This is a genomic window from Sinomicrobium kalidii, assembly GCF_021183825.1.
Taxonomy (GTDB): domain Bacteria; phylum Bacteroidota; class Bacteroidia; order Flavobacteriales; family Flavobacteriaceae; genus Sinomicrobium; species Sinomicrobium kalidii.
On sequence record NZ_CP089211.1, the window covers coordinates 2,679,706 to 2,701,240 of the forward strand.

The following is a 21,535-nucleotide window of genomic DNA, read 5'->3' on the forward strand; positions in this document are numbered from 1 at the left end:
GTCCTCCGTCTAAAACCAAACACATGAAAGCAATCAGTTTTCTCATATGTACCCTGTTTGCCTTTCAGGTTTTCGCCCAGGAAGAAATATTGGCCAAACAGTATTTTGACGGGGGGGAATTTGAAAAAGCACTGGTATTGTATGAAAAACTGTATGCCGGTACGCCCAGGACCAATTACCTGGAGTCGTTGATAAAGTGTTATCAGCAACTGGAAAGGTATGAAGAAGCCGAATCTGTTTTACTCGAGAGGGTGAACGGGACAGCGTTTTCACCGATGTATTTTGTGGAACTGGGATACAACCATGCTTTGCAGGGAGAAAAGGAAAAGGCACGGGGGTATTATGAGAAAGCCATGAAAGCGGTGGAAGATCGCCCTGCTTATACGTATTCGGTGGGACGGGGTTTTAAGGAGAAAAACCTGCTGGACGAGGCCATTGCGGTATATGAAAAGGGCAAGGAACTGGACCCCAGGATGAGTGTGGACTACCAGATCGCCCAGCTTTACGGTGAAAAGGGGGATGTTGAAAAAATGTACAACAGCCTCCTCAACCTCATTGTTTCCAGACAGAATTTTAACCTTACCAACATACAGCGGATCATTTCCCGGTTTATTACGGACGATGCATCGCATCCCAATAATGTATTGCTGCGGAAACTGGTCCTGAAGAGGGCGCAGTCTTCCCCCGATATTCTTTGGAACGAACTGCTGAGCTGGCTGTTTATCCGGCAAAAGCAATACGCTTCGGCATTTACCCAGGAGAAGGCCATTTTCAGGAGGTCCGAAGCCGTTAACCTGCAATCTGTAATCGATCTGGGTACCCTGGCCATGGACGACGGTGATAATGAAACGGCAACTGCAGTTTTCGAGTTTATCATAGAAAATACCGGGGTGGTTTCCGTACTGGTCCGTGCACATCTCAATATTTTGCAGATGCAGATAGCACAAGGGGATGCAGATACTTACAAAGCCATCGAAGGACAGTTCAGGGTGCTGCTTGAAGAATACGGCATGAACAACAGTACCCTGGACGTACAGATCGCTTATGCGAGGTTTGTGGCTTTTCAGATGGAAGATACAGGCAGGGCAGAAACATTTCTGAAACAAAGCCTGGAACTTCCGCTCAATGTTCGCCAGGAAGCACAGGTGAAAATGGCCTATGCCGATGTACTGGTATATTCTGAAAAGTTCAACCGGGCGCTTATCTATTATTCCCAGGTACAAAAAATGATGAAGAACGATGTGATCGCCCAGGAAGCCAGGTTCAAAGTGGCACAGACCAGTTTTTACAAAGGTGATTTTGACTGGGCCCTCACCCAGTTAAAAGTATTACGGGAATCGGCTTCACAACTTATAGCCAATGACGCCATGCAATTGAGTCTGCTTATTTCCGATAATATACTGGAGGATTCTACGCATACCGCCCTGAAAATCTATGCCAGGGCCGATCTTTATGCCTATCAGAACAAAAATGAAAAAGCCATAGCGCTTCTGGATACGGTGCTTGCCAACCACCGAGGTGAAAGTATCGAAGATGAAACACTGTTCAGGCAGGCAACACTGTTTGAGAAACAGCGCCGCTTTGAACAGGCCGAGTATAATTATTTGAAAATCGTCGAGTTTTATCCCTACGATATCTGGGTGGACGATGCCCTTTATGCCCTGGGGCAATTATACGAGTACCGTCTGAAAACACCGGACAAAGCGATACCGTATTACGAAAAGATCATTTTCGAGCGCGAAGACAGTATCTATTTTGTAGAAGCAAGGAAAGCCTACCGCAGGTTGCGCGGAGATGGTGCTTAGCGGGTATTTTTTAATAAACCATAGTTAAACTGCGATAATGTATATTTATAACGTTACCATAAACATTGATGAAACTGTTCACGACGAATGGTTGCAATGGATGCGCGAAACCCATATCCCGGACATGCTGGCAACGGGAAAATTCAGCAATGCACGAATGCTGAAAGTATTGGTGAATGAAGAAATGGGAGGGATAACTTACTCGGTGCAGTATATCACCGACAGTAAGGCCACTTTGCAACAATATTATGACGAAGATGCCTCGCAGCTCAGGGCGAAAAGCCAGAAGCGGTTTGCCGATAAATTTGTAGCTTTCCGTACGGAACTCGAAATAGTGAGCGAGCATTAAACTCCTGGTATATTCCGGGAATAAAGGGGATGGATGACTAAAAAAAGGAACAGGACAACAGCGCGTTTTCCCTTTGCCGGAGACGGAAAGGTACGGCCCAAAAAACACCTGGGACAACACTTTCTGAACGATGAGAATATTGCTGAAAAAATAGCTGATACCCTTACGCTGAAAGGCTATGACAGGCTGCTTGAAATAGGCCCCGGAATGGGAGTGTTGACCAAGTACCTGTTGAAAAAGGATATAAGTGTTTACGCGGTGGAGATTGACCGGGAATCCGTAGCCTACCTGGAAACCCATTATCCGGAGTTGTCGGACCGTATTATCGAAAAGGATTTTTTGAAGTACGATGTCCGTGAGGTACTCGGAGACGGCCCTTTCGCCATAACAGGCAATTTCCCGTATAATATTTCGTCGCAGATACTTTTTAAAATGCTCGACATACGGGAGCAGGTGCCCGAATTTTCAGGAATGTTCCAGAAAGAGGTAGCCGAACGGGTATGTGAAAAAGAAGGGAGTAAGGCCTACGGGATACTTTCGGTGCTCGTCCAGGCATTTTACCATGCCGAATACCTCTTTACGGTTTCGGAACAGGTGTTTACCCCGCCTCCGAAAGTGAAATCCGGGGTATTGCGGTTGCACAGGAAAGAGGATTTCAAATTACCCTGCAATGAAAAACTGTTTTTCAGGGTGGTAAAAACAGCATTTGGCCAAAGGCGGAAAACCCTTCGTAACAGTTTAAAAATATTGGGATTATCCGATATTCTAAAAGAAGATACTATCTTTGGCCAGCGTCCGGAACAGCTAAGTGTTCAGGACTTTGTCCGGTTAACGCAAAAGATAGAGCATGATACCGTTTAAACTCAGTGATGAACTTTTAGAGCAGATAGAACAGCTCATCGAGGAAAGGAACAACAGTGCGCTGTTGCAGATCCTCAATGAACTGCACTATGCCGATATTGCTGAGATCATTAACGAACTCAATCTCGAAGAGGCCACTTACCTCATAAAACTGCTGGACAGTGAAAAGACGTCCGACACCCTTACCGAACTGGACGATGATGTCCGGGAACGTATTCTGAAAAACCTTTCGGCGCAGGAGATCGCCGATGAACTCCTGGAACTGGACACCGACGACGCCGCCGATATTATCGCCGAACTATCCGAAGAGCGGAAGAAAGAGGTTATTTCCCATATCGAGGACAAGGAACACGCCAAAGATATCGTGGAGCTGCTCCGGTATGATGAAAATTCCGCCGGGGGGCTTATGGCGAAAGAGTTGGTGAAAGTCAATGAAAACTGGAACGTCCTCACCTGTGTGAAAGAAATGCGCCTGCAGGCGGAACACGTAACCAGGGTCCACTCCATCTATGTGGTGGACGACGATGAAAAATTAAAAGGAAGGCTCTCCCTGAAAGATCTGCTGACCACATCGACAAAAACCCATATCCGGGATGTGTATATCCCGAAGGTGGATTATGTAACGGTAAATGATAAAGCAGAAGACGTGGCCAGGGTAATGTCCAAATACGACCTGGAGGCCATTCCCGTTATCGATGAATCCGGAAGGCTGGTGGGGCGTATCACCATAGATGATATTGTTGATGTGATCCGGGAAGAAGCAGAAAAGGACTATCAGCTGGCCGCCGGTATTACCCAGGATGTAGAAGCCGATGACAGCGTGTGGAAACTTACCAGGGCACGCTTGCCATGGCTGTTGATCGGTACTTTCGGGGGGCTCGGGGCAGCCAGTATAATAGGCGGTTTTCAGGAGGCGTTGGAACGGTTCCCCACAATATTGATGTTTATTCCCCTTATCCAGGCTACGGCAGGGAATGTGGGCGTACAGTCATCGGCCATTATAGTACAGGGGCTGGCCAACAATACCATTAAAGGGGAGATATTCAGCCGGTTGATCAAGGAGTGTTTGCTGGGCCTGATAAACGGATTGGCCATTGCCATAGTGGTATTGCTGATCAGTCATTTTGCCTTTGGTACGGAATATGAAATTTCTGCCACCATAGGTATAGGGCTCATTACGGTTATTGTAAATGCAGCGCTTATAGGCACCTTTATTCCCATTTTCCTGGAGAAGCGGGGTATTGATCCCGCCGTGGCAACAGGACCCTTTATCACTACGAGTAACGATGTGTTGGGGATATTGATCTACTTCCTGATCGCCAAGTTTATCCTCGGTTTTTAGTCTAAATTTTCCATTTCCGCTGTAAGTAACTGTATTCCAGTTTTAGTTCGCTTGCGAAAAACGGGAAAACATCCTGGTGGTTCAGGCAATACAGGACACTTTGCGGGGTTGTGCCGAACTCCTTGGCCAAAGCCTTGATCATTCTGGGGTCGTGATTATTCATATAAGGTGAAATTCGGGTTTAGGCGTTAAACTTGCTTTGCTAAGGTATTAAAATTAAGAGATTGACTATAAATCGATCCATTTTTTGATAAGTGGCAGATAACTTCTGCCACTTATCAATCTGGTTTTGTAGTCGTCATTTAGCATAAAAGCATATCTGCCGTTAAAATATAGCTGAATTTCATGTACCAGATTGGTATTGACAATTATTGAACGGTGTATTCTTAGAAAGTAATCCGGGAGTTTGTTTTCCAGGCGAATTAATGATTGCTCTGTGAGGTATTGCTCTCCATTTTTCAGGAAAACGGTCACATATTTATCACCAGACTTAAAATAGATAATATCCAGTAGTTTTAAAAAGAGAAGCCGTTTATTCTTGCGTATGGTAAGTGAAGTAATTTCTTTTTTTATTTCTTCCCCGGAAGTGATTTCTTTGAGAAGGTTTTCAATCTGTTTCGTCCGGTTATCTTTGTTTAAGAATTCCAGTTTTTGAATGGTTTTGGCCAATCGTTCTTTTCGTATAGGTTTAAGCAGGTAATCTATGCTGTTGGTTTCAAAAGCCTGCAGGGAATATTCATCATATGCCGTACAGAAAATAATCAAAGGTATTTCGGGCAATTGCTGTAGCATTTCAAAACCAGTCATCCCGGGCATTTGAATGTCGAGAAAGATAATGTCTGGTTGTAACCGGGTGATTTTTTCGATCCCATCATTTCCGTTTTCAGCTTCTTCAACAATTTTAAAAGTCTGTTCAAATTCAGATAAAAGCTGTTTTAAGCGTTGCCTTGCCGGAGGCTCATCATCAACAATTATTACTTTATAAGGGAGGGTGCTCATTTTTTTAATTTATGTTGTACTCCTCGTTTGGAAATATGTATCCAGATGCATTTATCAGGGGTATTCCTGTAGTCTAGTTGTGCTTCCTTACCGTAGGTTAACTCAAGGATATCATAAATACTTTGCAGGCCATAACCACTGACAGTTCCTTCGGGAAACCCCGGACCATTATCCTTAACAGATATTGTAATACCTCCATGGGATTGCTTTAAGATAAAGAGTTGAATGACTCCTTTACCCTGAATATTGGAAATACCGTGCTTAATGGCATTTTCTACCAATGGTTGAATAATATTCCGGGGAATCCTTACGGAGTGTAGCTCTCGATTAACTTCTATTGAAAACTCCATTCGTTTCCCGAAACGTATCTGTTCGATTTCGAGATATGCTCTGACAGTTTTGATTTCGTCATCAATAGTAGTGGTGGCTTCATTTTTCCGGTTAATATTATACCGGAAAAGGTCAGAAAGGGACAGTGCCATTTTTTCCGTTTTTTCCGGATCGCTGTGAGCCAATCCCGCAATGGAATTTAACGAATTGTAAAGGAAATGGGGATGTATACGGGCATGAAGGGAAGCTACTTCCGCTTCCGCTTTTAATTCTCTTAATTTGCTTAGTTCCATGTCTTTTTCGCGCAGTAAAGCATCCGAATGTTCTTTAAAATAAAGAAAAACTCCTCTGGATAATACTATGACTAGTATGAGTGCGAACAGTATAATCAGCTTATCTCCTTCCAGTACTTCCCGGGTGTTAAAATCATACGAAGCATATATCACCAATGTTGCAAATATTATCAGGATTAATAAAAAATAAAAAGTCTTTAATAGAATTTTATGGAGAGGAGTGTATGACGGAGGAATCAGATATTTTTCTAGGAAATATAAAAATGTGGCTATGAAAACAGCAATAAGGCCAAATATAAAAGAAATACTGCCATAAAGACGGGGTGGAGTTTTAATTGATGAGTCAGTGGGTATATACAGCAATTGCTCCAAAAAGGAATGTCCTGTAAAAACAAGGGCGATTAAAAGTGCATTATATAGATAGTTCAGATATTTATACCTGAACTTTCTTGTTATGATTGTCTTGTAAGAGATTAGGATGATGAACAAATAGTAAATGACGTAGATAAATAAGCGCATTAATTGAACTTGATCCCTGTACACGAAATTTATGTAGTACCACCATGAATATCGGTGGGTTATATACCGCTTAAATTGCGTGATAAAATTAGGGGAATACAATTTGAGAAGGAGGAACTTGTCCGCTTTTGTAAACCGAGTTGATAAGGGGGCTGTATTATTTTTATCATCAAAAATGGCGTTCCCTATAAATGTATGGTAGCTTTGATCCTGTAAAAAACATAGGGATCTGACAAGATAATATTCTATGATTTTTTTTCGTGCTTTGTATGACAGGGAATCTGGGAGATTTAACTTGTGATGTTGTTTTGAAATATAATGAAATCTATTAGGAATCATCCTCAATGTAGGGTGTGAGGCATATTTAATTCCGCTTTTCGGAGGAACTATTTCGATAATGAGATTGCCCGCTGTCTTTCCGGAAAAGTATATTTTATTAGGTATCAATTGTTCAAGTTCCGGGATAAACCTGGTAATTATTGCGCTGTCTTCCGGATTACGGGAGTTAATTAGCTGTATGTTTATAGTATCGTAATACCGATAAAAATTGGAGTTTTTGCCATTAAATATTCGTTCTTTCAGAAAATTCCAATAGGTGGTTTCTTCTCCCGCTTTGTATTCCGGGACGGAAGCTTTTTGCCCATGCCCATTCGACAATCCTGAAAATAAAAGTATGAGAAAAAGTAGCTTCTTCATTACAGTAAAATTAAAAAGTTGGCTTTCAGGAACAAATAAACCTTTTATTTCTTTGTGAAAATCGGAATTTCTGACAAACTGCATAATGAACTGACCAATTGCAATTCACAGTAAAGTAAACCAGGAGCACGAATGGTTTAGGCTACTATAAAAATTAAAAGTGCATTTTGTTACCTTTGTAAGGATGTTGTCAACCTTATTCTGTAAAATCACTTGCTTTTATCTTGGCCGAAAACGAATTAATTACTATTGAACAGTAACTACGACATACAAATTTAGGATATGCACATAGCTTTTTTTGACTCCGGGGCGGGGGGATTGACCGTACTGCACGAGGCCATAAAAAAAATGCCCGGTGAGCATTATATTTATTTTGGTGATTCCCATAATGCCCCGTACGGGACAAAGAGCAGGGAAGAAATAAGGGAACTGGTTTTCAAGGCAGTGGATTTCCTTACAGCTAAAGGATTAAAAGCCCTTGTGCTGGCCTGTAATACGGCAACCAGTGCTGCTGTTGCCGAACTCAGGGAAAAATACGATTTCCCCATTATCGGAATGGAGCCGGCTGTAAAACCCGCTATCGAAAACAGCAGGGAACACAAAGTGCTTGTATGTGCCACAGACCTTACCCTGAAGGAAGAAAAGCTGAACAACCTCGTACGAAACCTCAATGCTGGTGATAAGGTAGATTACCTGTCGCTCCAGAAACTTGTAATGTTTGCAGAGAATTTTGAATTTGACGGGCAGCAGGTTACTGCTTATTTAAAAGAAAAACTCGCGCAGGCCGACTGGAGTAAATACGATTCCATAGTATTGGGATGTACCCATTTTATCTTTTTCCGCGAGCAGATACGAAGGTTCATTCCTGCACGGATACGTATCCTCGACGGAAATGAAGGTACCGTAAACAACCTGATGACCAAGATCGATATCCGGAACTCCCCGGAAAAAAAAGAAATACAATACTACATTTCGGGTAGCAGGGCAGCAGCCGGTCATTTTCAGCGATACCTGGATTATCTGGCAAAAACCGATACGCCGAAAGGGCAGGTATGGTAAGTTATCGGGTCCTTAGCCATCCCGTAATGCTCAGTCGCTCTTTTTCTACGGGCTTTACCTCGTGTTCCAGCACCTGGCTTTCAAAGATGACCATCCTTCCGGGGTAGGGATAAATGATTACCGGATATTCTTTGTCTTCTTTTTTGGTATATAACACCAGTTCACCGCCATATTCCGGTTTCCAGTCCTCCTCGTTCAGGTAATAAACTACGGAGAGTTTACGGCGGTCGTCGTTTTGAAAAGTGTCGAGATGCCTTTTGTAACAGGTACCCTTCGGGTATATGGCATAGTGAAACTCTTTGTGCAATATCCCCGTGAAACAGGTCTTGTTGAGATAATCCACAAAGTCGTTGATCCCGACAAAGAAATTTGTTTCAGCCGGATTGGTGTCATTTTCTTTCAGCCAATGGATAAAATCGCCCCGCACTGTTTTTGCTATCGTTTCGTTAAAGTGGTTTCCTATGGCCGCTTTTTTAAACCGGTCTTCATTGTATTTGGTAAAAAGGGACTGGCGCAATGCAATGACGTCTTCTTCCGGAAAAAAGTTCGTTGTAATACTGTATTGCCGTTCCAGCAGATCGGCAATTATCTTTTCGTAGCGCGGATTTTCCGTAAAATCCAGCTGCTCAAACAGTTCGTTCACTGCCATTTATGTGTGTGGATAAAATCGGGCAAATGTACGCAAAATCGCGTTACAGCAACTGAAAATATTTTGAAGGGGTACAATTATTCCCCTTTTCGTAAAAGCACCACTTCCGAATTGGTTATCTTTGCATGGAAAATGAACAAAATTATCCGGAATAGCTATGAGCAACATTCGCCTTACCAAGCTGTTTAATTTTGAAACCGGGCATGCCCTTTACGGTTATGACGGCAAATGCAGAAATGTACACGGGCATAGTTACAAGCTGGCGGTTACGGTAATAGGAAGGCCCATTACCGACCGGTCTCATGTAAAATTGGGTATGGTCATCGATTTTGGTGACCTGAAAAAAATTGTGAAGGAAGAGATCGTGGATAAGTTTGACCACGCAACCGTGTTCAATAAAAACACTCCCCACGTGGAACTTGCGGAGGAGTTGAAAAAGCGGGGACACAATGTCCTGTTGGTAGACTATCAGCCTACCAGTGAAAATATGGTGCTCGATTTTTCCGAGAAGATAAAGGCGCGATTGCCCGAAGAAATACAGTTACATTCCCTGAAACTCCAGGAAACCGAAACTTCCTTTGCAGAGTGGTACGCCGGAGATAATGAGAAATAGAGATTGTTTGGATTTCGGGAGATTACCGGGTAAATGGTCAAGGAATACCAATAATTAATACTGTAGCCGGAACCGACTTGAAATAAAAACTAAACCTGTTGCCCTGAACATAACTCGAAGGGTTAAACCCAGAATTTTTGAACCTTGAATTTTGAATCCGTAAACATCCGCGTACCTGAAGGTAAAAAAATATATTTCGCATCTGATAATCATCTCGGGGCGCCTACGAGGCAGGAAAGCCTGCCCCGGGAAAAGAAATTCGTAAAATGGCTGGATGAGGTAAAACAGGATGCGGCGGCGATATTTTTGCTGGGCGACCTGTTTGATTTCTGGTTTGAATACGGAACGGTGGTGCCAAAAGGGTTTACACGTACTTTGGGGAAGTTGGCGGAGATTACGGACAGCGGTATTCCCGTTTACTATTTTGTAGGTAATCACGACCTGTGGATGAACGGCTATTTCGAAGAAGAACTGAATATTCCCGTCTTTCACGAACCCGGGGAATTCAAATTTAATGAGAAGTGCTTTTTTATCGGGCATGGCGATGGCCTGGGGCCGGGGGACAAAGGGTATAAACGCATGAAGAAGGTGTTTACCAACCCTGTGGCCAAATGGTTTTTCCGGTGGCTGCATCCGGATATCGGGGTAAAGCTGGCACAGTACCTGTCTGTCAAGAACAAGGTTATTTCGGGGGATGAAGATGTTAAGTTTTTGGGTGAAGACAATGAATGGCTGGTGCAATATGCCAAACGCAAACTGGAAACAAAACACTACGATTATTTTGTTTTCGGACACCGCCACCTGCCCCTTGAAGTTCAACTGAACGATAACTCCACTTACGTTAACCTGGGCGATTGGATAGGCTATTTTACCTATGGTGCCTTTGACGGGAAAACGCTACACCTCAAAGAATATAAATAGACAGACCGGAAAATGGCAGGGTTTAACAGGGTGGTTTATTCCCTGCACAACTGGTTGAGGTACTTATCCAGCCGCAGTTGAAAAAGTGTTCCCTCGATGAGATCTTCGATTTGCTGAAGTTCATAAACATTTACGGCAAGGTCTACTTTATCTGCCGGGGTGCGCAACAGGATGGAACGGTATTCCTTGTCCTGTCTGCAATCAGCACAGCGTTCGAACTCCCTGGCGTGACATACACATTTATAAAAATCCGTCACGTCATCGGGAGACAGGTAGAAGCCCATATCCCGGAATACGATCTGTAATTTTCCGGAGTTGTTTTTTGCAATATCCCTTTTCCATTGAAAGGCAATGCCTATCTCATTTCTGTATATGCAATATATCTCTTTCATAACCGTAGGTTTTTGTTTTACGTTACTTCCGGTCACAGCACTTCCCGAATCTATGTGCACACAAATATACAATTATTTTTATTCAATCTAAATAAAATATATTTCTTTTGGAAAAGGAGCAAGGTTTCCGGAGGGAAGCCCTTGGGGTGCCGGAACGCAAAATTTATTTCGAGAACGATTATTCCTTGATATCACGAAGACGCAGTTGCAGGCTGACATCGCCATTCCAGTGATTTTCTTCAATGGAGTATACAGCGCTGAACATTTTTTTGTTGGCAATGATATCTTTTTTGTCCCCGAGGTTAAACCCTATCCCCCCGAAAGCCGGAGCGTCATTTTGTGTAACCGTGACTTTCAGGTGTTTTTCTCCTTCCCCGACTCCTTTACCGTAACCTGTGTCCCTGAGGTTTTTGGAAAGAAAAACAGGGGCCATGTTTCCGGGACCGAAAGGGGCGAATTGCTTTAATATGCGATGGAATTTCGGTGTGATCTGGTCAAGGGTTATCTCTGTATCTACAGTGATCTCCGGGATGAGCATTTTTTTGTCTATGGTGGCCGCCACGACATCTTCGAATTTTTGTTTGAACCCTGCATATTGTTCCGGTAGTAAGGTCAACCCGGCTGCATATTTGTGTCCGCCGAACTGTTCAATACAATCTGTACAGCTTTCCAGGGCATTGTAAACGTCGAAACCACTGACAGAGCGTGCGGAAGCTGCCAGCTTATTTCCGGTACGGGTAAAAACCAGCGTGGGGCGGTAATAAGTTTCCGTAAGCCTGGAGGCCACGATGCCTATAACGCCCTTGTGCCAGGTCTCGTCGTACACTACGGTGGTGAATTTTTCCTGTTCTTCCCGGTCGGTGATCTGTTTCAGGGCCTCTTCGGTGATCTGTTGGTCCAGTACTTTCCTGTCTGTGTTAAATGCCTCGATCTCTCCGGCAAACCCGACAGCAGTATCAAAATCCGTTTCGGTAAGCAGGTTTACGGCATGCAGTCCGTGCTTCATACGTCCGGCGGCATTGATACGCGGGGCAATGATAAATACCACATCGGAAATATTCAGTTGTTGTTTTTTGAGCGTATGCGTTATGGCCCGGATACCTGCCCTCGGTGAGGTATTGATCTGTTTGAGCCCGTAATGGGCAAGTACCCGGTTTTCCCCCGTAATGGGAACAATATCGGCGCCGATGGCCGTGGCTACAAGGTCGAGGTAAGGAAGCAGGTCCTTTATTGTTTGTCCGCGGCGGGAAGCCAGTGCCTGGATAAGCTTGAACCCTACGCCACATCCGCAAAGTTCATCATACGGATAGTGGCAATCTTCCCTTTTCGGGTCCAGTACCGCCACGGCATCCGGAAGCGTATCTCCCGGGCGGTGGTGATCACAGACAATAAAGTCGATTCCTTTTTCACGGGCATATTTTACTTTGTCTATAGCCTTGATACCACAATCCAGCGCAATAATGAGGCTGATATCATTATCCGAAGCATAGTCGATGCTCCGGAAAGAAACGCCATATCCTTCTTCATACCGGTCGGGAATATAGGTGGCTACATTCGGATAAAAACCGTGAAGGTAGGAAGATAAAAGAGCCACTGCCGTGGTGCCGTCCACATCATAGTCGCCGTAAACCAGGATGTTTTCGTTCCGGGAAACAGCTTCCCCGATCCGGTTTACCGCTTTGTCCATATCTCTCATCAGAAAAGGATCGTGAAGGTGATCCAGGGACGGCCGGAAAAACCGTTTTGCCTCGTCAAAAGTCGTTATGTTACGCTGTATGAGCAATGTGGCAATAACTTCGTCTGTGCCCAGTGCCGAGGCCAACTGTTTTACTTTTTCCGGGTCCGGTTGTGGTTTTATGGTCCAGCGCATTCAGGGGAATAGTTTAATTGCTGTGAAAGAACGTTTTGATATCCATTTTGGCAAAGTGACGGAACATTTCCATGACCCCGCAGTATTTTTCCACGGAAAGGTCTACTGCCCTTTGCAGTTTTTTTTCATCCAGGTTATTGCCGTGAAAGTGATATTCGACGGTAACGGCGTGGTAATATTTCGGATGTTCTTCTGTCAGTTCGGCATCGATCTCTATAACAAAATCATCCACTTCCAGTTTCATCTTTCTGATCAGGGAGGCAATGTCCAGTCCGGAGCACCCCGCCACAGATGAGAGCATGAGTGCCTTGGGGCGGAGTCCATCGCCTTCTCCGCCATCATCCGGGCTTGCATCTATCCGTAGTGTAGTGCCCGAAGGATTGTTAGATTCGAAAGCCATATTGCCCAGCCATTTTGTAGTGACATGGTTTGTCATAATTCTGTTTTTTTAAGGGTTTACGAATCTCAAAAGTACAACTAAAATCACGAAAAGTAAACTTAGGTTATCCGGAGTATCCGGTAGAGGTTGTTCACCAAGAAGGACAATTTTTATTGTTCCGGGAGGCCAATGTGCAATAGATCAAAACTTTTTCACAAAAAAACATCTGAAAACTGTTTCCATATCTATACAAAAAATATATCTTTGCACCGCGAAAAAAATATCTTGTTAACGCTGTGAAGCGGCCCGTTACGGCCCGAAAGCGGGCAAGGTTGTTTTTAGTCTATAAAAAGCTATACAATAAAGATTTAAGTAATGTCGAAAGTTACAGGTAAAGTTGCACAAATCATTGGTCCGGTAGTGGATGTAGCGTTTGCTGCGGATGCCGAGCTCCCGAAAATTTACGATTCCCTTGAAATTGCGAGGGAAGATGGTTCCAAACTCGTGTTGGAGGTTCAGTCGCATATCGGTGAAGATACCGTAAGGACGATCTCTATGGATTCTACCGAGGGTCTGAGCAGGGGCACCGAAGCAGTTGCTACGGGAAATCCGATACAGATGCCGATTGGCGAGGAGATTTACGGACGCCTTTTTAATGTAATCGGTGACGCTATCGACGGTTTGGGAGATCTGCCGAAAGAAGGAGACAAAGGTCTGCCTATTCACAGGGAAGCTCCCAAATTTGATGAATTGTCGACTTCTACCGAAGTTTTATTTACCGGGATCAAGGTCATTGACCTTATCGAGCCCTATGCCAAAGGAGGAAAGATCGGTTTGTTCGGTGGTGCAGGTGTAGGCAAAACGGTATTGATCCAGGAACTGATAAACAATATTGCCAAGGGGCACGGAGGACTGTCTGTATTTGCCGGAGTTGGAGAAAGGACCCGTGAAGGGAACGACCTTTTGAGAGAGATGCTGGAGTCCGGGATTATCAAATACGGAGATGACTTCCTTCACTCTATGGAAGAAGGTGGCTGGGACCTCAAGAAAGTAGATAAAGCGACCATGAAAGAGTCCAAAGCTACTTTCGTGTTCGGTCAGATGAACGAACCTCCGGGAGCACGTGCAAGGGTGGCGCTGTCCGGTTTGACCATTGCAGAATACTTCCGTGACGGTGCCGGGGATGCCCAGGGGAAAGACGTACTTTTCTTTGTGGATAACATCTTCCGTTTTACCCAGGCAGGTTCAGAGGTGTCCGCACTTCTCGGACGGATGCCTTCGGCAGTGGGTTACCAGCCAACACTGGCCACGGAAATGGGAGCCATGCAGGAGCGTATTACTTCCACGAAGAAAGGTTCCATTACCTCCGTACAGGCGGTTTACGTACCTGCGGATGACTTGACCGACCCGGCACCGGCAACGACTTTTGCCCACCTGGATGCTACGACTTCATTATCCCGTAAAATTGCTGAACTGGGTATCTATCCCGCAGTGGATCCATTGGAATCTACTTCCAGGATAATGTCTTCTGAAATTTTGGGAAAAGATCATTACGAATGTGCACAAAGAGTAAAGCAGATTCTCCAGAAATATAAAGAGCTACAGGACATTATTGCGATCCTTGGTATGGAAGAATTGTCTGAAGAAGATAAGCTGGTGGTTTCCAGGGCAAGGCGTGTACAACGCTTCTTGTCTCAACCGTTCCATGTTGCAGAACAATTTACAGGATTGCAGGGCGTACTGGTAGACATAAAAGATACCATTAAAGGCTTTAACATGATCATGGATGGTGAACTGGATCACCTCCCCGAAGCGGCCTTTAACCTGAAAGGTACCATAGAGGATGCCATTGAAGCCGGAGAAAAAATGCTGGCGGAAGCTTAAGAGGTGTTTGTGGTTATATAAACTATAAACCCAGTCCTTCGGCTCTGTTCAGAAGCTGTAGAAACTATAAACCTAAGCAATGTATTTAGAAATAGTATCCCCCGAAGCTACCCTGTTTAGCGGAGAAATAACTTCGGTAACGGTTCCGGGAGTGAACGGGGAGTTCCAAATGTTAAATGATCACGCACCTATAGTATCCCTTTTGGGAAAGGGAAACGTAAAAATATATGGTGATGTGAACATCGCAGAAGAATTTCAGGATAAATTTTCCAAGGGAGAAAAAAACGAAACCCTGTTGCCAATCAATTCCGGTACTATCGAAATGAAAGGTAACAAGGTGATCGTTCTGGCGGATTAAATTTCCTTATTACAGTATAAAATAAAGTCTCTGGATTTTGAATTCAGGGACTTTTTTTATGCCTTTTGGTTATCCGTTCCCTGTTTTGTCAGTATTCCGGGCAAATATATTTCCTTATCATATATGGTGTTATCGCTTTCAGGGTACTTCCTGTTTCAGGGTGCAGCCCGTAATCGGTGAAGTATTCCAGTTCACCCTGTTCATTTTTACCATACCAAAGATTTTCCTTACCATCTGCCTTAAAAAAGTCGGTACCGCAATCCGGTTTTATCTTTTTAAAATGAAGTATGCGTTCTTCCCTGTACAGTTTTAGCTGACCGTTTTTCAGCTTTGTTGCATCGAAAGGGGCTTCTACATATTTGGTGTTCTGCCATTCCATCCATCGTTTTTGAGGTATTATGGCCATTATTGAAAAAAATGCTACTAAAATAATGGCAACCGATATGGTGATCTGTAATATCAGCTTTTTCCTTCTTTTATTCCCTTTTCCTGTTTCTTTGATCATGGGAGGAGGATAATCTTTCGCAAAACCTGGGAAGTCGGGATATCCGAGGTACTTACACAGGGCTTTCACGACCGCCTGACGTTTTATATTCACTTCATTATGGTTGTCTTTGGAGACATCGTCATATAAAGTTTTAAGTTTTTTTGCACTGTACAAAAAATCTATTTGTTCCGCAAGGTATTCAGTCTGTTTGTTAAGGGAGGGTTTGCTGCTTACCCCGTCTTTAGCCAAGTCCTCTACTACTTTTTCAAAAGCGAGTTCTACAAGTTTTCGGTGCATTTCGGGTTGGTTTTTATGCTTTAAAATACTAAAAATATCCCGGAAAGAACCTGGAAAATTCCCGGAAATTTTTTTCCGGAAAGTTTCCGGATTGTTTCTGTTTCTTTTCCAATCTTTCCAAAAAGATATTCATTCATTTGATTCATAATCAGTCAGGTAACAGTCGACAAAATCTACCTGATTCTGATAAAAAGAACCTGTGGCAGGGAAGAATGACTTCCGGGAAGTAGCCAGACTTCCCTGCCGCTTGTTCCGAATACTTCCCACAAAGAGAAGACGTCTCTCTCATTTCTATTCAGTGCTGCACTGCATGACCTCGTGATCCGGGAAAACCCCGGATAGGACAAGTATTGCATAAATATTAAATCAAGACAAAATGAAAAAAATTTATATAATTCTGCTTACGGGAATCCTCAATCTGGGATATTATTCCTGTACACCGCCTGACGAAACAGACGATCTGATTAACAATGTGGATATACAGGGTTGTTGTGATGAAGATGAACCTATTTTACCCCCGCCTCCGCCTGATGGTGGTGATTAATAAATAATTAGTTGTTATTTTAGAGGAATGAAACCCATAAGAGATTCATTCCTCTTTTTTTTGTGCGCTTTACTGTATACTGCAGAGGTGGATTGTCACGTCCCGCAACAAAACGATAGCTTGCACTATTATTATTTGTTGGTAAAACAACCGGGGACTCGTACTGATCTTCATAAAGCTTATGTCTATTTTGAAAACAGGCGGAAAGAGCATTCGAGTGAAAAAGATACCTTGAATGTTATATTTTGTTTGAGACTTATTGCCGATATCCAAAACAAAATAGGATTTTTATATGAAAGCGAGGCTTCTGCTGTTGAAGCACTCAATTTGTTGGATCACCTGAAAGGGAAGGACACGCTTGTAGAGCCCCGTATAGGTATATACAATCATCTCGGAATGATTTGTCGCCAGCGCGACGATTATGAGAAAGCTTTATATTATTATGATCGTGTGCTGAATATTGCAACCAATGAAAATCATAAGTATACTACATGGAACAATAAGTCTAACGTATATAAAGACCAACAAAACTATACAGCGGCCATCACGGGATTTACCAAATTATACGAACATGCCCTGAAAGAAAAAGATACCTTGAGAATGGCCAGGGCTTTGGACAATCTGGGGTTGGTGCAGTCCAGAGTAAACATGTCGGAGGGGCTGCTTAATATGAAGAAAGCCCTGGATATTCGGAGATCGAAGCATCATGTTTCGGGTATTATAACAAGCTATCTCCACCTCATAGAATATTACCGGGACCGGGGAGAAACAGAGCAAGCCGTTGCCATAGCTGAAGAAGCCAGGAAAATTACCGATTCTTCCGGAAACAACCCCAAATGGCGTTCGCACATCCTTTCTGCGATCATTGACCTGAAAAACGATCCGGATATCCTGGAATTTAAACGATATACGGATAGTGTTGTCGCTGCAGACCAGCTTCAGCGCAACAAATATGTATCGGCAAAATATAACTTTATAGCACAGGAACAAAAAGCACGTGAAAGCGAACTGCAACGGGTTAGGGAAAAATCCAGGCGTATTGTATACCAGTTTGTGGGATTGTTCCTGTTGATCATTGTTATACTGGTTGTTCTCTACCTCAGAATGAAACACAGGAAAGAAATACAGCAGAAAGTGAATGCCACCGAAATGCGGATATCCCAAAAAATGCATGACGAGGTGGCTAACGATATGTACAGGCTGATGACCAATATCCAGACCTATCCCGGTATTCCCGGGAAAATTCTTGACGATCTCGAAGATATTTACACTCATACCCGCGATATATCGCGGGAAATAAATACTCCGGACCTTAATGCTGATTACGGGGAAACACTGAAGGATCTGTTATTGCAGTTTCAGACAGATAAGACGAATATCGTTATTAAGGGATTGTCTGAGATATCCTGGAAAACGGTTCGTGAAGACGAAAAATATGCCATCTACAAGGTGCTGCTGGAATTGATGGTCAACATGAAAAAACACAGCAATGCCACAATGGTGCTGTTACAGTTTGGTCAGGCCGGAGGTGCTACGGTCGTAGAGTACAGTGATAACGGAAATGGATGTGATCTTCAGAAGGGGAACGGACTCACCAATGCGGAAAACCGTATAAAACTCGTAAACGGAACCATTACATTTGTTTCTGCCCCCAAAAAGGGGTTTAAAGCAAAAATGGTTGTATAGCGTATGTTTTCCAAAGTAATAATAACTGAAGATATGGACGATATAAACAAAGGGGTGTATACAACCCTTTGTGAACTGGGCGTCCCGGAAATAGAACAGGTACAGTATTGCGACGATGCTTTTTTAAGGATTAAAAAAGCTGTTATGGACGGAGTACCGTATGACCTGATGATAACTGACCTCTTTTTCAGAGCAGATCACCGTAAACAAAAATACCCGTCCGGAGAGGCGCTTACAGAAGCTTTGAGAAAGGAATTCCCGGACCTGAAGATCGTTGTGTACAGTATTGAGGACCGTCTTCAGAAAGTGAGAGACATGATGGTCAATCATAAGGTCAATGCCTACGTGTGTAAAGGCAGAAATGGCCTTCGCGAACTGACAGAAGCTGTCCGGATGGTCTATGAAGGAAACGAATATCTGTCCCCGCAGGTAAATCAGGCACTTCGTTCCAAAACCGATCTCGAAATAAATGATTACGATATAGAATTGATCAAACAGTTAGGCCTGGGACTATCACAGGTGGACATCAGCCATTATCTGGAACAAAATAATATTTTTCCCAGTAGTTTGAGTTCCGTGGAAAAACGGGTGAATAAGCTAAAGGATATTTTCAGGGCCAATACTCCTGCACACCTGGTAGCTATAGCCAAGGATATGGGGCTGATTTAATAATGTATCAAAGTATAGCGGGATTTCATCATGAAACCCCGCTTTTTGATTTTGTTATAAAGTCCCCCTCGATTCCTGCTCCCTTTCAATAGCCTCGAACAAAGCCTTGAAATTCCCTTTCCCGAAAGATTGCGCCCCTTTTCTCTGAATGATCTCGAAAAACATGGTAGGCCTGTCCAATACGGGTTTGGTAAATATTTGAAGAAGGTATCCCTCATCGTCCCGGTCTATTAAAACACCGAGTTTTTTCAGCGGTTCCAGGTCCTCGTCAATTTCACCTACCCGGTCGAGTACGGTCTCGTAATAGGTTTCCGGTACGTAGAGGAATTCCACACCACGGTCTCTCAACTGTGTTACGGTTTCAATGATATTGTCGGTAGCCACGGCTATATGCTGTACTCCGGCGCCGTTGTAGAAATCGATGTATTCCTCTATTTGTGATTTCTTTTTCCCTTCCGCAGGTTCGTTGATGGGGAATTTGATCCTTCCGTTACCATTGCTCATCACCTTGCTCATCAGGGCTGTGTATTCCGTAGAAATATCCTTGTCGTCAAAAGAGACCAGCTGTGCAAATCCCATGACCTTGGCGTAGAACTCACACCACTTGTTCATTTCGTTCCAGCCTACATTTCCTACCATATGGTCGATAAACTTTAATCCTACGGGCTCCGGTTTGTATGTAGTTTTCCAGGGTTTGAATCCGGGCATAAAAACACCATCGTAGTTTTTGCGTTCCACAAATACGTGTATGGTTTCTCCGTAGGTACGGATACCTGAAAGAACGACTTTGCCATGTTCGTCATCAATGGTTTTCGGTTCCATATAGCTTTCCGCTCCGCGTTTGGTGGTTTCTTCATGGCTTTTGGCGGCGTCGTCAACCCATAATGCTATGACCTTAACCCCGTCGCCATGTGCGTCGATATGACGATTGATATCACCACCCGACTGAAGCGGGGAAGTGAGCACCAGTCGGATCTTATCCTGTTGCAGTACGTAAGATACCCTGTCCTTGATACCGGTCTCCAGTCCGGCATAAGCTATGGGTTGAAAACCCCACGCCGATTGATAATAGTGTGCGGCCTGTTTGGCATTACCTACGTATAATTCTACATAATCTGTTCCGAGTATCGGTAAAAAGTCTTCGGCTTCGGGAACTGTTTTTTCCAGATGTAAGGATGTATTGTCGGTTTTCATTTTTTTTGAATTTGATAATTTGTTAATTAGTCAATGCGCTGCGCTGAATATAGTTGAAGCGTGCCCATTGATGGTAGGTTCGGAGAGATAATTCCTTCCCCTTTCGATGTGACGATGATTTTATTTGATATCCTGTTATTACATTATCGTTACTCCAACCACGATTTGTGATAGGAGTCATCTGCGATCTTCATGGCATCTTCAGTAAGCATCAGCGGTTTAAACGTATCTACCATAACGGCCAGTTCGTCGGTTTTTTCCTTGCCGATACTGCGTTCTGCCGCTCCGGGATGCGGACCGTGAGGAATGCCGGAGGGATGGAGGGAAATATGTCCGGCTGCGATATCGTTCCGGCTCATAAAGTCTCCGTCTACGTAATACAGTACTTCGTCACTGTCAATATTGCTGTGATTATACGGTGCGGGAATACTTTCCGGATGATAATCGTACAACCTGGGAACAAAGCTGCATACTACAAAAGCATCAGTCTCAAAAGTCTGGTGAACAGGTGGCGGCTGGTGTATGCGTCCTGTTATGGGTTCGAAATCGTGTATGGAAAAGGCATAGGGGTAATTGAATCCGTCATAACCCACCACATCAAACGGGTGTGTGGCATAGATCATATCAAAGCGTTCATTCTTCTTTTTGATCTTTATCATGAAATCGCCCTTTTCGTCATGGGTTTCCAGTTCCTGTGGTTGCCGGATATCCCGTTCGCAATAAGGCGAATGTTCCAGGAGCTGCCCGAACCAGTTCCGGTATTTTTTCGGTGTATAAATAGGCCGGTGCGACTCCACGATAAAGAGACGGTTATCTTCGGAATCGAAATCCATTTTATAAATGGTTCCCCTGGGTACCAGCAGGTAATCCCCGTAACTGAAGTCGAGATTACCCAGATGGGTCCGCAACTTTCCGCTTCCCCTGTGGATAAAGATCAACTCGTCGGCATCCGCATTTTTGTAAAAATAACCTGTTGTGGATTGTTTCGGTGCGGCGAGGATAATGCTGCAATCACTGTTGGTAAGCACGGTTTTCCTGCTTTGCAGGTAATCGTCTTCCGGCTGCACCTTAAACCCGTGAAAGCGATAGGCCTTGATGTTGTTTTCTACTGCTATTTTCGGGGCAACATCGGTTGATCCTTTGACTTCCCTTACCTGTGTAGGGCGGTGTTCGTGGTATATATTGGACGACATGCCGTCAAATCCCACCGTGCCGAAAAGCTGTTCGTAGTACAAACTGCCATCGGGTTTCCGGAAGATGGTATGTCGTTTATGGGGTATTTTCCCCAGTTTGTGATAGAATGGCATGATGTTGTATTTAGGTTTAACTTTTTTGAAGA

22 protein-coding genes are annotated in these 21,535 nt (G+C 43.8%); 12 read left to right on the forward strand and 10 right to left on the reverse strand.

The window, feature by feature from the left end; genetic code table 11:
• Positions 1-23 precede the first annotated feature (23 nt).
• The 4 genes from LS482_RS10665 to mgtE are packed head-to-tail and all read left to right on the forward strand — an operon-like array spanning position 24 to position 4,357.
• The gene (locus LS482_RS10665; protein ID WP_233031777.1) at positions 24-1,805 is read left to right on the forward strand and encodes a tetratricopeptide repeat protein; all 1,782 of its coding nucleotides are present in this window, start codon (positions 24-26) and stop codon (positions 1,803-1,805) included.
• Between the two features lie 37 nt (positions 1,806-1,842).
• On the forward strand, positions 1,843-2,154 hold the full coding sequence (locus LS482_RS10670; protein ID WP_233031778.1) for a DUF4286 family protein: 312 nt from the start codon (positions 1,843-1,845) through the stop codon (positions 2,152-2,154).
• Between the two features lie 33 nt (positions 2,155-2,187).
• Complete coding sequence (gene rsmA / locus LS482_RS10675; protein WP_233031779.1) at positions 2,188-3,015, forward strand: 16S rRNA (adenine(1518)-N(6)/adenine(1519)-N(6))-dimethyltransferase RsmA; 828 nt, start codon at positions 2,188-2,190, stop codon at positions 3,013-3,015.
• Positions 3,002-4,357, forward strand: coding sequence for a magnesium transporter (gene mgtE, locus LS482_RS10680; protein ID WP_233027521.1), 1,356 nt, complete (start codon positions 3,002-3,004; stop codon positions 4,355-4,357). The genes rsmA and mgtE overlap by 14 nt, the downstream gene beginning before the upstream one ends.
• Before the next feature lies 1 nt (position 4,358).
• On the opposite strand, the gene LS482_RS10685 is transcribed toward mgtE, so the two are convergent.
• The 3 genes from LS482_RS10685 to LS482_RS10695 all read right to left on the reverse strand — a co-directional run bounded on the left by LS482_RS10685 (position 4,359) and on the right by LS482_RS10695 (position 7,194).
• Positions 4,359-4,520 carry a hypothetical protein gene (locus LS482_RS10685; RefSeq protein ID WP_233027522.1) on the reverse strand — a complete coding sequence of 54 codons (162 nt, stop codon included), beginning with the start codon at positions 4,518-4,520 and terminating at the stop codon, positions 4,359-4,361.
• Positions 4,521-4,585: 65 nt separating this feature from the next.
• Positions 4,586-5,356 carry a LytR/AlgR family response regulator transcription factor gene (locus tag LS482_RS10690; protein ID WP_233027523.1) on the reverse strand — a complete coding sequence of 257 codons (771 nt, stop codon included), beginning with the start codon at positions 5,354-5,356 and terminating at the stop codon, positions 4,586-4,588.
• Complete coding sequence (locus LS482_RS10695) at positions 5,353-7,194, reverse strand: sensor histidine kinase (RefSeq protein ID WP_233027524.1); 1,842 nt, start codon at positions 7,192-7,194, stop codon at positions 5,353-5,355. The genes LS482_RS10690 and LS482_RS10695 overlap by 4 nt, the downstream gene beginning before the upstream one ends.
• Before the next feature lie 282 nt (positions 7,195-7,476).
• On the opposite strand from LS482_RS10695, the gene murI reads away from it, so the two are divergent.
• Positions 7,477-8,253 carry a glutamate racemase gene (gene murI, locus LS482_RS10700; protein ID WP_233027525.1) on the forward strand — a complete coding sequence of 259 codons (777 nt, stop codon included), beginning with the start codon at positions 7,477-7,479 and terminating at the stop codon, positions 8,251-8,253.
• A gap of 1 nt (position 8,254) precedes the next feature.
• Here murI and LS482_RS10705 read toward each other — a convergent pair whose 3' ends face one another.
• Positions 8,255-8,902 carry a 2OG-Fe(II) oxygenase gene (locus LS482_RS10705; RefSeq protein WP_233027526.1) on the reverse strand — a complete coding sequence of 216 codons (648 nt, stop codon included), beginning with the start codon at positions 8,900-8,902 and terminating at the stop codon, positions 8,255-8,257.
• 157 nt (positions 8,903-9,059) lie between these two features.
• Between LS482_RS10705 and LS482_RS10710 the strand changes: the two genes are divergently transcribed.
• Together LS482_RS10710 and LS482_RS10715 are read left to right on the forward strand one after the other, a co-directional pair.
• Positions 9,060-9,515 carry a 6-pyruvoyl trahydropterin synthase family protein gene (locus LS482_RS10710; protein WP_233027527.1) on the forward strand — a complete coding sequence of 152 codons (456 nt, stop codon included), beginning with the start codon at positions 9,060-9,062 and terminating at the stop codon, positions 9,513-9,515.
• A gap of 165 nt (positions 9,516-9,680) precedes the next feature.
• Entirely contained in the window at positions 9,681-10,436 is a 756-nt protein-coding gene (locus LS482_RS10715) for a UDP-2,3-diacylglucosamine diphosphatase (RefSeq protein ID WP_233031818.1), read from the forward strand.
• Positions 10,437-10,471: 35 nt separating this feature from the next.
• Here LS482_RS10715 and LS482_RS10720 read toward each other — a convergent pair whose 3' ends face one another.
• The 3 genes from LS482_RS10720 to LS482_RS10730 all read right to left on the reverse strand — a co-directional run bounded on the left by LS482_RS10720 (position 10,472) and on the right by LS482_RS10730 (position 13,134).
• On the reverse strand, positions 10,472-10,828 hold the full coding sequence (locus tag LS482_RS10720; protein ID WP_233027528.1) for a hypothetical protein: 357 nt from the start codon (positions 10,826-10,828) through the stop codon (positions 10,472-10,474).
• Between the two features lie 178 nt (positions 10,829-11,006).
• Positions 11,007-12,698: a single-stranded-DNA-specific exonuclease RecJ gene (gene recJ, locus LS482_RS10725; RefSeq protein WP_233027529.1), complete on the reverse strand. Its 1,692-nt coding sequence runs from the start codon at positions 12,696-12,698 to the stop codon at positions 11,007-11,009.
• Between the two features lie 13 nt (positions 12,699-12,711).
• Complete coding sequence (locus LS482_RS10730; protein WP_233027530.1) at positions 12,712-13,134, reverse strand: OsmC family protein; 423 nt, start codon at positions 13,132-13,134, stop codon at positions 12,712-12,714.
• A 318-nt stretch (positions 13,135-13,452) separates the two neighbouring features.
• Here LS482_RS10730 and atpD point away from each other — a divergent pair, with 318 nt between their 5' ends.
• A complete protein-coding gene (gene atpD, locus LS482_RS10735; RefSeq protein ID WP_233027531.1) occupies positions 13,453-14,961 on the forward strand; it encodes a F0F1 ATP synthase subunit beta in 1,509 nt (502 codons plus the stop codon).
• A gap of 79 nt (positions 14,962-15,040) precedes the next feature.
• Positions 15,041-15,319, forward strand: coding sequence for a F0F1 ATP synthase subunit delta/epsilon (locus tag LS482_RS10740; RefSeq protein WP_233027532.1), 279 nt, complete (start codon positions 15,041-15,043; stop codon positions 15,317-15,319).
• An 88-nt stretch (positions 15,320-15,407) separates the two neighbouring features.
• Here LS482_RS10740 and LS482_RS10745 read toward each other — a convergent pair whose 3' ends face one another.
• A complete protein-coding gene (locus tag LS482_RS10745; RefSeq protein WP_233027533.1) occupies positions 15,408-16,103 on the reverse strand; it encodes a hypothetical protein in 696 nt (231 codons plus the stop codon).
• Between the two features lie 376 nt (positions 16,104-16,479).
• On the opposite strand from LS482_RS10745, the gene LS482_RS10750 reads away from it, so the two are divergent.
• From LS482_RS10750 to LS482_RS10760, 3 genes are read left to right on the forward strand one after another with little or no spacing between them, the layout of a single operon-like run.
• On the forward strand, positions 16,480-16,647 hold the full coding sequence (locus LS482_RS10750) for a hypothetical protein (RefSeq protein ID WP_233027534.1): 168 nt from the start codon (positions 16,480-16,482) through the stop codon (positions 16,645-16,647).
• Between the two features lie 27 nt (positions 16,648-16,674).
• The gene (locus LS482_RS10755; protein WP_233027535.1) at positions 16,675-18,333 is read left to right on the forward strand and encodes a tetratricopeptide repeat-containing sensor histidine kinase; all 1,659 of its coding nucleotides are present in this window, start codon (positions 16,675-16,677) and stop codon (positions 18,331-18,333) included.
• Between the two features lie 3 nt (positions 18,334-18,336).
• Positions 18,337-19,002 (forward strand): response regulator, encoded by a 666-nt coding sequence (locus LS482_RS10760; protein ID WP_233027536.1) that lies wholly within the window; start codon positions 18,337-18,339, stop codon positions 19,000-19,002.
• Between the two features lie 54 nt (positions 19,003-19,056).
• Here the strand turns inward: LS482_RS10760 and hppD are convergent, their stop codons facing one another.
• On the reverse strand, positions 19,057-20,196 hold the full coding sequence (hppD, locus tag LS482_RS10765) for a 4-hydroxyphenylpyruvate dioxygenase (RefSeq protein ID WP_233027537.1): 1,140 nt from the start codon (positions 20,194-20,196) through the stop codon (positions 19,057-19,059).
• A gap of 149 nt (positions 20,197-20,345) precedes the next feature.
• Positions 20,346-21,503, reverse strand: coding sequence for a homogentisate 1,2-dioxygenase (locus LS482_RS10770; RefSeq protein WP_233027538.1), 1,158 nt, complete (start codon positions 21,501-21,503; stop codon positions 20,346-20,348).
• Between the last annotated feature and the right edge of the window lie 32 nt (positions 21,504-21,535).